The sequence below is a fragment of the Bradyrhizobium sp. UFLA06-06 genome (assembly GCF_054820065.1).
On record NZ_JADFUD010000018.1, the window covers coordinates 71,634 to 84,559 of the forward strand.

Consider the following 12,926-nt stretch of genomic DNA (forward strand, 5'->3'; position numbering starts at 1 on the left):
ACTTTTGGCTATTGCGTGCAATGTGCAATCATGGTTAGCTACGTCAAACGCCAGATCGATGGTCGTCGTTGCACGTCTTGTGCGCTGCAGCGGTGCTGATGTTTGTTCGCCGCGCCGTTCAATGGCTGCGGATAGGGCAGCAGATTGACGCGTCAGCTCGTTTCAACGCAGCCGACATGCAAGCTCGGCGCACCACAGGGAGGATTGAATGAAACTGACGAGGCGTGAGTTTTCCGCCGGCTTGGCGGCAGGTCTCGCTGCACCCGCGCTGATGCGCAGCGCTTGGGCGCAGGGTGCGACGATCAAGATCGGCATGTGCGTGCCGGTGACCGGACCGGCGGCGGAGCAGGGGCTGTGGGCCCAGAACGGCGCCAAGCTGGCGCTGGCTGCGGTCAACAAGGCCGGCGGCGTGCTCGGCAAGCAGGTCGAGCTCGTCATCGAGGACGATCAGACCACCAATCCGGGCATCGTGCTGGCGTTCTCCAAGCTCGCCGCTCAATCCGACATCGTCGCCTTCCTTGGCTCGATCCGTTCGACTCAGGTGCAGGCGATGGCGCCCGACGTGATCAAGGTCGGCAAGCCGGTGATGATCGGCGGCACCAATCCCGACCTCACCCATTCCGGCAATCCCTGGCTGTTCCGCTTCCGCCCGAACGACAATTACTCCGGCCGCGTGATCGCCGACTTCGGCGTCAACACGCTCGGCAAGAAGAAATGGGCGATCGTCCATTCCACCGACGCCTTCGGCACTGCGGGGGGCAAGGCGCTCACCGAAGCGCTGACCAAGCTCGGCGCGCCGCCGGTGCTCGACCAGGGTTATGCCAACCAGAGCCAGGACTTCACGCCGGTCGTGCTGGCCGTGAAGCAGTCCGGCGCTGACGTGCTCGGCACCTACTTCACCTTTGAGAACGATCTCGGCATCTTTGCCCGGCAGCTGCGTCAGCTCGGCGTAAATATTCCCTGGGTCGGCTCGCCCTCGGTGGTGGCGGTCTCCTCGACCAAGCTCGCCGGTCCCGCGCTGTTCAACACCTACGGCGTCGCCGACTTCGCCGAGGACTCGAGCGATGCCGCGAAGGCGTTCGGCAAGGCCTATCGCGATGCCTACAAGACCGCGCCCGACAACCAGAGCGCCTGGCCCTATGATGCGATCACCATCCTGTCGGCGGCGATCAACAAGGCGGGCTCGACCGATCCGAACAAGGTCCGCGACGCCATCCTTGCGACGCAGAAATTCGCCGGCGCCGAGGGTGAATACAATTTCGACAAGAACGGCGACGGTCTGCACGGCTACAACGTCGTGAAGAACGACAAGGGCAAGATCGTCTACGACAAGCATATCGACTTCAACGATTGATAGCGGTTCGGCCTCTCCGGGCCATCTCGGAGAGGCCGTTCGTCCGCGATACAAATCTCAGATCGAGCGCTCGTCATGGATCTCGTCCTCCAACTGCTCTTTACCGGAATCGGCATCGGCGCGGTCTACGCGCTGGTCGCGCTTGGTTTCGTGCTGATCTTCCGCGCCACCAACGTGGTGAACTTCGCGCAAGGCGAGTTCTCGATGGTCGCCGCCTATCTGATGGTGGTGTTCTCGGTCGATCTCGGCTGGCCTTACTGGCTGTCGTTCCTGATCGCGCTCGCCGGCATGGCGTTGTTCGGCGTCATCTTCAATCTCGGCGTCTATTATCCGCTGCGCAATCGCACCTATCTGCCCGTGATCATCGCCACCATTGGCGCCTCGATCCTGCTGTCGAACTCGGTGCTCGCGATCTATGGCCCGCAGCCGCAGGTGCTGCAGGGCTGGTTCGATACGCCCGGCATTCAGCTTGGTCCGGTCTATCTCGACAGCCAGTATCTTCTGATCATCGCCGTCACGATCCTCTTGGTGCTGTTCAATTTCTGGTTCTTCGAGAAGACGCTGCTCGGCAAGAAGCTGCAGGCGACCTCGCAGGACAAGGAAATGGCCTCGCTGCTCGGCATTTCCGTTTCCACCATGATCATGATCACCTTCATCTATTCGGCCGTGCTCGGCGGTCTCGCCGGCATCCTGGTGGCGCCGGTGCTGTTCGTCTCGATCCAGATGGGTTCGACGATTGCGCTGAAGGCGTTTGCCGCGACCATCATCGGCGGCTTCGGTGATGTCGCAGGCGCCATCGTCGGCGGCCTCGCGCTCGGTGTCATCGAGACGTTCGGTGCAGCCTATATTTCAGTGCCGTACAAGGACGGCTTCGCCTTCCTGGTGCTGATCGCTTTCCTGGTGTTCCGGCCGCAGGGCATCTTCGGCGAACGTGTCGCGGAGAAAGCATGAGCGCCACCGACAACATGATCCCCGCGCCGGCCGTGCGCTCGAAGCCGCTGATCATCCGTCATCTGCCGTATTTCATCGGCGCCGCGGTGCTGGTGGCGCTCGCCGCCGGCATGCGGTTCGACGGTTACATCCTCAACATCCTGCTGCAGGCCACGACTTTCTCGATCGCGGTGTTCGGGCTGTCGGTCGTGCTCGGCCTGTGCGGCCAGATCAACCTGGCGCAGGCCGCGTTCTTCGGCTTCGGCGCCTATGCGGTCGGCCTCGGCACCGCCGACCTGCATCTGAACTTCTGGCTCTGCCTGGTTGGCGCCTGCGCGATCACATTGATTGCCGGCGCTTTCCTCGGTATGTCGACGCTGCGGCTCGGCGGACACTACCTTGCGATGGTGACGATCTCGTTCCAGCAGATCGTGACGCTGGTGATGATCAACGCCATCGGCGTGACCCACGGGCCGGACGGCGTCGCCAATATTCGCCGGCCCGAGCTGTTCCAGTCCTCGCAGAGCTATCTGGCCTTCTGCGTCGCGATGCTCGCGATCGTCGGTTACCTGGTCTGGCATCTTCCTGATACCAAGCTCGGCCGCGCCATGCGTGCGGTGCGCGACAACGAGCTTGCGGCCGGCGTCAACGGCATCGACGTGTTCCGCACCAAGATCTACGCCTTCGGGCTGTGCGCGTTGCTCGGCGGTCTGGCCGGTGGCCTGTTCGCCGGCGGCTTCGCCTATGTCAGCCCGGACCAGTTCTCGTTCGCGGAATCGATCGTGTTCCTGACCATGTCGCTGCTCGGCGGCGTGGCCTCGCCGATCGGCTCGGTGATCGGCACGGGCCTCCTGATCCTGATCCCGGAATGGCTGCGCTTCCTCAAGAGCGTGCCGGGACTTTATCTGGCGATCTACGGCCTGTTCGTGATCCTGATCATTCGCTTCATGCCCGACGGTATCTGGGGTTTTGTGTCGGACGCATTCACGCGTTGGCGTGCGCACACCAAGGCGCCGCCGGCCGCGGCGGCCTTGCAGCTCAAGCCCGCGACGTCCGGCGGCGACATCGTGCTCGAAGTGACCGGGCTCTCGAAGCATTTCGGCGGCCTCAAGGCGGTCGACGGCGTCGATATCGCGGTGAAGCGCGGCAGCGTGCATGCGCTGATCGGACCGAACGGCTCCGGCAAGACCACGACGCTGAACGTGCTGTCCGGTCTCTACAAGGCGACCGCGGGCAGGATCGTGCTCGACGGCACCGACATCACCAACATGGCGCCGCATCAGCGCACGGCGGCCGGCCTCGGACGCACCTTCCAGAACATCCGCCTGTTCCGCTCGATGACCGCGCTCGAGAATGTCGAGATCGGCGCCGAGCGTCCCGGCAACACCATGATCGGGAAGGGCGAGGACGCGCTGACCGAGCGCGCGATGGAGGCGCTGACCTTCGTCGGCCTCGGCAGCCGCGCCAACGAATTGATCTCGAGCTTCTCCTATGGCCACCAGCGGCTGATCGAGATCGCGCGGGCGCTGGCGTCGAACCCGACGCTGCTGCTGCTCGACGAGCCGGCCGCCGGCCTCAACTCGACCGAGAAGCTGGAGTTGCATGAGCTGCTCAAGCGCATCGCAGCCCAGGGTCTCACCATCCTGATCATCGATCACGACATGACGCTGGTGTCGGAAGCGGCGCAGCACATCACCGTGCTGAACTTCGGACGCCGCATCGCGGACGGCGAGTCCATGGCGGTGTTGCGCCATCCCGACGTCGTCTCCGCCTATCTCGGGAGCGAATGATGCCGCTGCTCGAAATCCGCAATCTCGTGGTCCGCTACGGCGAGATCGAGGCGCTGCGCGGCGTCACCATCGCCGTGGAGCAGGGGCAGGTGGTCACGCTGCTCGGCGCCAACGGCGCCGGCAAGTCGACCACGTTGCGCGCGATCTCAGGCCTCGCCAAGCCCGCCTCCGGCGACATTATGTTCGACGGCCACTCGATCGCCGGCCTCGGGCCGGAAGCGATCGTCCGGCTCGGCATCTCGCATGTGCCGGAAGGCCGCCGCGTGTTTCCGGGTCTCACCGTGAAAGAGAACATCATGCTCGGCGCGTCGAACCGAAAGGTGTCGGCGTCGCAGATCTCGCGCGAGGCCGACGCGATGTTCGACCTGTTCCCGGACATCCGCGCCTTCTCCAACGCGCTCGGCTGGACGCTGTCCGGCGGCCAGCTGCAGATGGTCGCGGTGGCGCGCGGCCTGATGGCCAAGCCTCGGCTGCTGCTGCTCGACGAACCGTCGCTCGGGCTGGCGCCCGTCATCGTGCAGTCGGTGTTCCGCATTATTTCGCAGATCAGGAAGGACACCACGGTCTTGCTCGTCGAGCAAAATGCGCGCATGGGACTCTCGGTTGCCGATCACGGCTTCGTCCTGGAAACAGGACGGATCGTGCTGGGCGGCAAGCCCGACGAATTGTGGGGCAATGAAGCCATCGCCGCGGCCTATCTCGGCGGCCACGCCAAGACCCACGCCTGACAACGTCCCGTGCTTTACTGAGCGAGCTGGTTTTTCATGGTCACCATCAAGGTCGATAACCTCATCAACTTCGTGTCCGAGGTGTTTTCCCATTCGGAGTCCTCTCCGGAAGAGGCGAAGCGCATTGCGACCTATCTGACGACCGCGAATCTTACAGGTCACGACAGCCACGGGGTGATCCGCGTGCCTGTTTATGTCAGGTGGAAGAAGATGGGCTCGATCGTGCCGAACCAGACTCCCGAGGTGGTGGTCGACACGCCGTCGCTCGCGGTGGTCGACGGCAAGTTCGGTTATGGCCAGACCGTCACGCCGGTTGCGGTCAAGCTCGGCATCGAGAAGTGCAAGAAGGCGGGGCTCGCCGCGGTCGCGCTGCGCAACTCCGGCCATCTCGGCCGCGTCGGCGACTGGGCCGAGATGGCCGCCGCTGAAGGTCTTGTTTCAATTCATTTCGTGACCGCGGCGGGCTCGTTGCTGGTCGCGCCTTACGGCGGCGTCGAGAAGCGCCTGTCCACGGCGCCGTATTGCGTCGGCATTCCGCGTCAGGGCCAGGATCCGATCGTGCTCGATTTTGCGACCTCGGTTGTCGCCGAGGGCAAGTGCCTGGTGGCAAGCCGCGGCGGCAAGAAGCTGCCGATCGGCGCGCTCGTCGATGCCGACGGCACGCTGAGCGAGGATCCGCACGTGCTGTATGGTCCGTACACGCCGGACGGACCGCGCGACCACACCAAGGGAACTGGCGCGATCCGCGCCTTCGGCGATCACAAGGGCTCGGGTCTCGCCTTCATCTGCGAACTGCTCGGCGGCGCGCTGACCGGCACCGGTGCGACGTCGTCGGACCGGCGCTTCGCCAACGGCATGATGGCGTTCTACATCGACCCCAAAGTGATCGACACCAGCAATTTCTTCGATGGCGAAATCACCCGCTACACTGATTTCATCCGCGCCACCAAGCCGATCGCGGGAACAGATTCCGTGCTGGTTCCGGGCGATCCCGAGCGGAAAACCCGTGCCGATCGCACCAGGAACGGCATCCCCTTGCCTGACGACACCTGGGCGGCGATAGTGAATACCGCGCGCGAAGTCGGCGTCAGCGAAGTTTCTATCCAGCGGGCGACCAGCTGAAGGCTCGTCCCCCAATAAACCGCAAAGGGAAACGCGATCAATGGCAAACAAGGTCAAGCAAGTCTGGGCATCCGGCAAGGCGGTGGTGAACGCGTGGCTCGCGATTCCCTCCGGGTTTTCAGCCGAGGTGATCGCGCAGTGTGGCTTCGACAGCGTCACCGTCGACATGCAGCATGGTGTGCAGGACTATCAGTCGATGGTGCAATGCTTCCAGTCGATGCACGCCCATCCGGTCACTCCGATGGTCCGCGTGCCCTGGAACGAGCCTGGCATCATCGGCAAGGTGCTGGACGGCGGCGCCTATGGCGTGATCTGCCCGATGGTCAACACACCGCAGGAAGCCAAGAACCTCGTCTCCTACGCCAAGTATCCGCCGAAGGGCGTACGCTCCAACGGCCCGATCCGCGCCGGCATGTACGGCTCGGCCGGCACCTATCAGCAGACCGCCAACGACGAGATCGTGCTGCTGCCGATGATGGAGACCAAGACCGCGGTCGAGAACATGGAGGCGATCCTCGATGTCGAAGGCATCGACGGCGTCTATATCGGCCCGTCCGATCTTGGCTTCTCTTACGGCCTGGTGCCGAAGCTCGATCGCGACGAGCCGGAGATCCTCAAGATCTATGAGAAGATCATCAAGGAGTGCGGCAAGCGCGGCCTCAATCCGGGAATCCACTGCTCGGGCGCCGACGGCGCGGTGCGCGCGATCAACATGGGCTTCAAGCTCGTGACGCTGTCGAACGAGGTCGGCCTGATGCAGGTCTACGCCAAGATGCAGGTCAACGCGACCCGCGAGAAGTCCGGCGGCAAGGCGTAAGCTGATCCTCTCTCTCTTCCCGTTCTTCACGGGGTCGAGACCAGCGAAGCTGGCTCTTAGAGGGTTGGGGTGAGGGGCCTCTATCCGGCGAGCACCATCGTTGTAAGTGACATTGTGCCTCGCCCCTCACCCGGATCGCCGACGCGATCCGACCTCTCCCCGTAAAGGACGGGGAGAGGTGAAGAAAAGACGAAGGAGAACTCCCATGGCCTCGGCACAAGTGATCCGCCTGCACGCCGACGACAGCGTCCTGATCGCGCGCGCGAGCCTGCCGCCGGGGCTTGAGGTGACCGAGGGCGTCACGACGGTCGATCGCATTCCGGCCGGCCACAAGGTCGCGATCAAGCCGATCGCGCAAGGCGAGCCGATCAGGCGCTACGGCCAGATCATCGGCTTTGCGACCCAGGCGATCGCGCCCGGCCAGCACGTGCATACCCAGAACTGCGGCATGGGCGATTTCGCCAAGGACTATGCCTATGGCGTCGACGTCAAGCCGGTGCCGAACTTCGATCTGCCGGCGACGTTCGAAGGCATCCGCCGCGCTGACGGCCGCGTCGCCACCCGTAACTATATCGGCATCCTTACCTCGGTGAATTGCAGCGCCCATGTCGCCGGCATCGTGGCCGACATGTTCAAGAAGAACCCGTTCACCGGCGACAATCCGCTCGCCGATTTCCCGAATGTCGACGGTGTCGTCGCGCTGACCCACAAGACCGGCTGCGGCATGACCCAGGACGAGCCCTTGGCGCTGCTCCGCCGCACGCTCGGCGGCTATGCGCGTCACGTCAATTTCTCCAACGTCATCGTGCTCGGCCTCGGCTGCGAGGTGAACCAGATCGGCGGCCTGATGCAGGAGCAGAAGCTTGCGGGCCGGCTGCGCGCGATGGACATCCAGGAGGTCGGCGGCACCCGCAAGACGGTGGAAGCCGGCGTTGCCTTCGTGAAGGAAGCGCTCGCCGATGCCAACAAGGTCAAGCGCGAGGCGGTGCCGGCGAGCGAGCTCACCGTGGCGCTGCAATGCGGCGGCTCGGATGGCTATTCCGGCGTGTCGGCCAATCCGGCGCTCGGCGCGGCGAGCGACCTCTTGGTCCGTCACGGCGGCACCGTGATCCTCTCGGAGACGCCGGAGACCTATGGCGCCGAGCATCTGCTGACTCGCCGCGCCGTCAGCCGCGAGGTCGGCGAGAAGCTGGTCGGCCTGATGCGCTGGTGGGAGGAGTACACCCAGCGTGAGGGCGCCGAGATGAACGCCAATCCGAGCCCCGGCAACAAGGCCGGCGGCCTCACTACCATCCTGGAGAAGTCGCTGGGCGCGATGGCCAAGGCCGGCAGCACCAATCTCGTCGACGTCCTCAACTACGCCGAGCCCGTCACCAAGAAGGGTTTTGTGTTCATGGACACGCCCGGCTACGACCCGGTCGCCGCGACCGGGCAGGTCGCCGGCGGCGCCAACCTCGTCTGCTTCACCACCGGCCGCGGCAGCGTGTTCGGCTGCAAGCCGGCGCCGTCGATCAAGCTCGCCACCAACACGCCGATGTACAAGCGGATGGAAGACGACATGGACGTCAATTGCGGCACCATCCTCGACGGCGAGGAGAGCGTGCAGGAATGCGGCCAGCGCATCTTCGACCTCATCCTCAAGACCGCCTCGGGCCAGCCGACCAAGAGCGAGAGCTTTGATTTCGGCGGCGCCGAATTCGCGCCGTGGGTGCTCGGCGCGACGATGTAAGTGAGAGGCTACGATGTAGCCTGTACTCCAGTGTCGTCCCTGCGAAAGCAGGGACCCATAACCACTGGCTGTGGTTATGTGAAAGGTGTCTGCCACCGTCTTTCATCAATAGGATCACGCGGTATGGGTCCCTGCTTTCGCAGGGACGACAACCTTTACCGAACAGCCTTCCCGGGTTGCGCGGACCCTGTCATCGGGCGCGCATTCGCGCGACCCGTTGGCTCCATCCGGGCTACAGGCTTAGGAGCTACAATCCACGCCGCATTCTCGCTGTCGTCCCGGCGAAGGCCGGGACCCATACCCGCGTGATCTATCGATTAAAGGCGGTGGCAGACACCTTCCGCATCACCACGGCCGTTGGTTATGAGTCTCTGCTTTCGCAGGGACGACAAGGAAGCACGTTGGCGAATGAAGCTTCCCGGACTACGCTGCGCTCCATCCAGGCTACGGATTGGACGGAGGAAGCATGCGCGCGCGTCCGTTGGGAATTGTTGGATGCCTCGTATTTCTCGCCGCCTTGAGCCTCGGCGCCGGTTTGGCCGACGCCGCAACCATCGTGGCGCTTGGCGCGAGCAATACCTATGGCAAGGGCGTGGCGCGCAACCAGGCCTATCCCGCGCAGCTCGAAGCGATCTTGCGGGCGAAGGGACTGAATGTCCGTGTCGTGAACGCCGGCATCAACGGCGACACCACGGAAGGGATGCTGCAACGCCTGGACCGCGCCGTCCCGAACGGGATCCGCGCGGTTATCTTGCAGCCAGGCGGCAATGATCGACGCAAGGGCAGCCCTGACCGGACAGCGGATATTCAAAGTCGCCTCAGCGCCCGTGGCATCGCGGTGATCATGCTCCCGAACGGGATGCTGGGCGGACTTCCCCATCAGCCCGATGGTGTGCATTTGACGCCCGAGGGCTATCATATGCTCGCCGAGCAGCTCGCCTCGCAGGTATCCGGCGCGATCGGCCGCTAGCAATCGCGTAGCCCGGATGAAGCCAACGGGTCGCGCGAATGCGCGCCCGATGACAGGCTCCGCGCAATCCGGGATTCTTTCTGCGGAGAAGATCCCGGATTTCGCTTTCGCTCCATCCGAGCTACGGATCACGCCCTTACCTTGGGCACCCCGTGCCCGTTGTTAGTGCTTGATGTCGACCGGAACCAGTGTTCTGCTCAAAAAAGCTGCTGGAGTCCTCGGTCCGTGTCGATATCCGTCGCACTGCATCACGTCACGCACTACACATACGACCGGCCGATCGATCTCGGGCCTCAGACCATCCGGCTCCGGCCCGCGCCGCATACGCGCACGCCGATCACGAGCTATTCGCTCAAGGTCACGCCCGCCAATCACTTCGTGAACTGGCAGCAGGACCCACAGGGCAACTGGCTGGCGCGCTATGTCTTTCCGGAGAAGACCACCGAGCTCAAGGTCGAGGTCGACTTCACCGCTGACATGACGGTGGTCAATCCGTTCGACTTCTTCGTCGAGCCCTATGCCAACAGCTTTCCGTTTGAATATCCCGGCGATCTCAAGACCGAGCTCGCGCCCTATCTGGAGACCGATGCGCCCGGGCCACTGCTCGCGGCTTACCTGAAGGAGATTCCGCGCCAGGCCGACAGCACCGTCAACTTCCTGGTCGAGCTGAACGCGCAGCTGCAAAAGAAGATCGGCTACGTGATCCGCATGGAGGCCGGCATCCAGACGCCGGAGGAGACGCTGGCCGCGGACTCCGGCTCCTGCCGCGATTCGGCGTGGCTCTTGATCCAGACGCTGCGCCACCTCGGGCTCGCCGCGCGTTTCGTCTCCGGTTACCTCATTCAGTTGCGGCCGGACATCGATCCGCTCGAGGGGCCGCGTGAGGTCGTGAGCGATTTCACCGACCTGCACGCCTGGGCCGAGGTCTACCTGCCGGGCGCCGGCTGGATCGGTTTCGACGTCACCTCCGGCATGCTGACTGGCGAGGGGCACATCCCGGTCTGCGCCACGCCGCACTATCGCTCGGCGGCGCCGGTGACCGGCACCGCAGGTGTTGCCAATGTCGAGTTCGGCTTTGAGATGAGTGTCAAGCGCATCGGCGAGGCGCCGCGCATCACCAAACCATTCTCAGATCAATCCTGGGCGCGGCTCGACCGGCTCGGCGAGCAGGTCGATGTCGATCTGAAGAAGGACGATGTGCGGCTGACCATGGGCGGCGAGCCGACCTTCGTTTCGGTCGACGATCTGGAAGCGCCGGAGTGGAATGTCGCCGCCGTCGGTCCGACCAAGCGCGCGCTCGCCGATGAATTGATCCGCAAGCTGCGCACCCGGTTCGCGCCCGGCGGCCTGCTGCACTACGGCCAGGGCAAATGGTATCCCGGCGAGAGCCTGCCCCGCTGGGCCTTCGGTCTCTACTGGCGCAAGGACGGCAAGCCGATCTGGAAGAATGCCGAGCTGATCGCTGGCATCGAGAATTCGCGCAAGGCCGAGATCGCGGAAGCCAGACGTTTCGTCGAGGCGACTGCAGCGAGGCTCGGTCTCAGCGCCGATTATGCCATGCCCGCCTATGAAGATCCCGCCTTCTGGCTGCAGCGTGAGGCCGGCCTGCCGGCCAATGTGACCCCTGCGAATTCCAAACTGACCGATCCGGAAGAGCGCGCGCGCCTTGCGCGGGTGTTCGACGAGGGCCTGACCACACCGAAAGGCTACGTGCTGCCGATCCAGCGCTGGACGCCACTTGGCGATCGCCTGCCGGCACGCTGGCGCAGCGAGCGTTGGAAGATCCGGCGCAGCCACCTGTTCCTGTCGCCCGGCGACTCCCCGCTGGGCTTGCGGCTTCCGATCTCCTCGCTCGAATATGTCCCGCCGGACGATTATCCCTACGTCGTCGAGCGCGATCCGATGGCGCCGCGCGACGTGCTCTCCGAAGAGCTGCAGCGGGCATTGAAGGAGATTCCCGAGCCGCTGCCGGTGCGCACCGCGATGTCGATCGAGGTTCGCGACGGCGTGCTGTGCGCCTTCATGCCGCCGGTCGAAAAGGTCGAGGATTATCTCGACCTGATCGCAGCGATCGAAGCCGCCGCCGAGGAGCTGCAGCTGCAGGTGCACGTCGAGGGTTACGCGCCGCCTTTCGATCCGCGCATCGAGGTGATCAAGGTGACGCCGGACCCCGGCGTGATCGAGATCAATGTGCAGCCGGCACAAAGCTGGCGCGAGGCCGTCGACATCACGCTCGGCCTCTATGAGGATTCCGCGAAGACGCGGTTAGGGGCCAACCGTTTCCTGATCGATGGCCGCCACACCGGCACCGGCGGCGGCAACCACGTCGTGGTCGGCGGTGGCAAGCCGGAGGATTCACCGTTCCTGCGCCGGCCTGATCTCTTGAAGAGCCTCGTGCTGTACTGGCAGCGGCATCCGTCGCTGTCCTATCTGTTTTCCGGCATGTTCATCGGCCCGACCAGCCAGGCGCCGCGCATCGACGAGGCGCGGCATGACGGGCTCTATGAGCTCGAGATCGCGCTGTCGCACGTGCCGCCGCCGGGCATGGATGCGCCGTTGTGGCTGGTCGATCGCCTGTTCCGGCACATCCTGGTCGACATCACCGGCAACACCCATCGCGCCGAGATCTGCATCGACAAGCTCTATTCGCCCGACGGCCCGACCGGCCGGCTTGGCCTCGTCGAATTCCGTGCGCTCGAGATGCCGCCAGATCCGCGGATGTCGCTGGCGCAGCAGCTGTTGATCCGCGCGCTGATCGCAAAGCTCTGGCGCCAGCCGCAGCAGGGCAAGTTCGTACGCTGGGGCACCGCGTTGCATGACCGCTTCATGCTGCCGCACTTCCTCTGGGAGGATTTTCTCGGCGTGCTCGCCGAGCTCAAGCAATCCGGCTACGACGTCGAGCCGGAATGGTACCAGGCGCAGCTTGAATTCCGCTTCCCCGCCTTCGGCCGCGTTCATCATGGCGGCGTGGGTCTCGAGCTGCGCCAGGCGCTCGAACCCTGGCATGTGCTGGGCGAGGAGGGCACCTCGGGCGGCATCGTGCGCTACGTCGATTCGTCGGTCGAGCGGCTGCAGGTGAAGGCGACCGGATTCGTCGAGGGCCGCCACGTCATCACCTGCAACGGCAGGCGGATGCCGATGACCGAGACCGGCCGTGCCGGCGAGGCCGTCGCCGGCGTCCGCTTCAAGGCCTGGCAGCCGGCCTCCGGCCTGCATCCGACCATTCCCGTGCATGCGCCGCTGACGTTTGACTTGATTGATACCTGGAACGGCCGCTCGCTCGGCGGCTGCGTCTATCATGTTGCCCATCCCGGTGGCCGCAACTACGAGACCAAGCCGGTCAATTCCTACGAGGCCGAGGCGCGGCGGCTGGCGCGCTTCCAGGAGCACGGCCACACCCCCGGCAAGATCGAGACGCCGCCGGAGGAACGCACAATTGAGTTTCCCTTGACCCTCGACTTGCGGACGCCGCTCCTGCACTAATTG

General features: G+C 64.4%; 9 protein-coding genes. All 9 read left to right on the forward strand.

What is annotated here, in order from left to right:
- Nucleotides 1-208 precede the first annotated feature (208 nt).
- The 9 genes from IF803_RS17575 (at nt 209) to IF803_RS17615 (ending at nt 12,923) form a co-directional block, all read left to right on the forward strand.
- Nucleotides 209-1,354 (forward strand): ABC transporter substrate-binding protein, encoded by a 1,146-nt coding sequence (locus IF803_RS17575; RefSeq protein ID WP_028338714.1) that lies wholly within the window; start codon nt 209-211, stop codon nt 1,352-1,354.
- Nucleotides 1,355-1,429: 75 nt separating this feature from the next.
- Nucleotides 1,430-2,305, forward strand: coding sequence for a branched-chain amino acid ABC transporter permease (locus IF803_RS17580; protein WP_028338713.1), 876 nt, complete (start codon nt 1,430-1,432; stop codon nt 2,303-2,305).
- Nucleotides 2,302-4,074: a branched-chain amino acid ABC transporter ATP-binding protein/permease gene (locus tag IF803_RS17585; RefSeq protein ID WP_028338712.1), complete on the forward strand. Its 1,773-nt coding sequence runs from the start codon at nt 2,302-2,304 to the stop codon at nt 4,072-4,074. The genes IF803_RS17580 and IF803_RS17585 overlap by 4 nt, the downstream gene beginning before the upstream one ends.
- On the forward strand, nt 4,074-4,802 hold the full coding sequence (locus tag IF803_RS17590; RefSeq protein WP_028338711.1) for an ABC transporter ATP-binding protein: 729 nt from the start codon (nt 4,074-4,076) through the stop codon (nt 4,800-4,802). The genes IF803_RS17585 and IF803_RS17590 overlap by 1 nt, the downstream gene beginning before the upstream one ends.
- Before the next feature lie 36 nt (nt 4,803-4,838).
- Nucleotides 4,839-5,924 (forward strand): malate/lactate/ureidoglycolate dehydrogenase, encoded by a 1,086-nt coding sequence (locus IF803_RS17595; protein ID WP_028338710.1) that lies wholly within the window; start codon nt 4,839-4,841, stop codon nt 5,922-5,924.
- A 40-nt stretch (nt 5,925-5,964) separates the two neighbouring features.
- Nucleotides 5,965-6,741, forward strand: coding sequence for an HpcH/HpaI aldolase family protein (locus IF803_RS17600; protein ID WP_028338709.1), 777 nt, complete (start codon nt 5,965-5,967; stop codon nt 6,739-6,741).
- 205 nt (nt 6,742-6,946) lie between these two features.
- On the forward strand, nt 6,947-8,470 hold the full coding sequence (locus IF803_RS17605; protein WP_304499333.1) for a UxaA family hydrolase: 1,524 nt from the start codon (nt 6,947-6,949) through the stop codon (nt 8,468-8,470).
- A gap of 466 nt (nt 8,471-8,936) precedes the next feature.
- The gene (locus IF803_RS17610; RefSeq protein ID WP_461192931.1) at nt 8,937-9,440 is read left to right on the forward strand and encodes a GDSL-type esterase/lipase family protein; all 504 of its coding nucleotides are present in this window, start codon (nt 8,937-8,939) and stop codon (nt 9,438-9,440) included.
- A gap of 225 nt (nt 9,441-9,665) precedes the next feature.
- Nucleotides 9,666-12,923 carry a transglutaminase family protein gene (locus IF803_RS17615; RefSeq protein ID WP_461192932.1) on the forward strand — a complete coding sequence of 1,086 codons (3,258 nt, stop codon included), beginning with the start codon at nt 9,666-9,668 and terminating at the stop codon, nt 12,921-12,923.
- Nucleotides 12,924-12,926: the final 3 nt, after the last annotated feature.

Coding starts and splice junctions, on each gene's coding strand:
- IF803_RS17580 (WP_028338713.1), top strand. CDS start 1,430: ATGGATCTCGTCCTCCAACTGCTCTTTACCGGAATCGGCATCGGCGCG.
- IF803_RS17575 (WP_028338714.1), top strand. CDS start 209: ATGAAACTGACGAGGCGTGAGTTTTCCGCCGGCTTGGCGGCAGGTCTC.
- IF803_RS17585 (WP_028338712.1), top strand. CDS start 2,302: ATGAGCGCCACCGACAACATGATCCCCGCGCCGGCCGTGCGCTCGAAG.
- IF803_RS17600 (WP_028338709.1), top strand. CDS start 5,965: ATGGCAAACAAGGTCAAGCAAGTCTGGGCATCCGGCAAGGCGGTGGTG.
- IF803_RS17590 (WP_028338711.1), top strand. CDS start 4,074: ATGCCGCTGCTCGAAATCCGCAATCTCGTGGTCCGCTACGGCGAGATC.
- IF803_RS17610 (WP_461192931.1), top strand. CDS start 8,937: ATGCGCGCGCGTCCGTTGGGAATTGTTGGATGCCTCGTATTTCTCGCC.
- IF803_RS17595 (WP_028338710.1), top strand. CDS start 4,839: ATGGTCACCATCAAGGTCGATAACCTCATCAACTTCGTGTCCGAGGTG.
- IF803_RS17605 (WP_304499333.1), top strand. CDS start 6,947: ATGGCCTCGGCACAAGTGATCCGCCTGCACGCCGACGACAGCGTCCTG.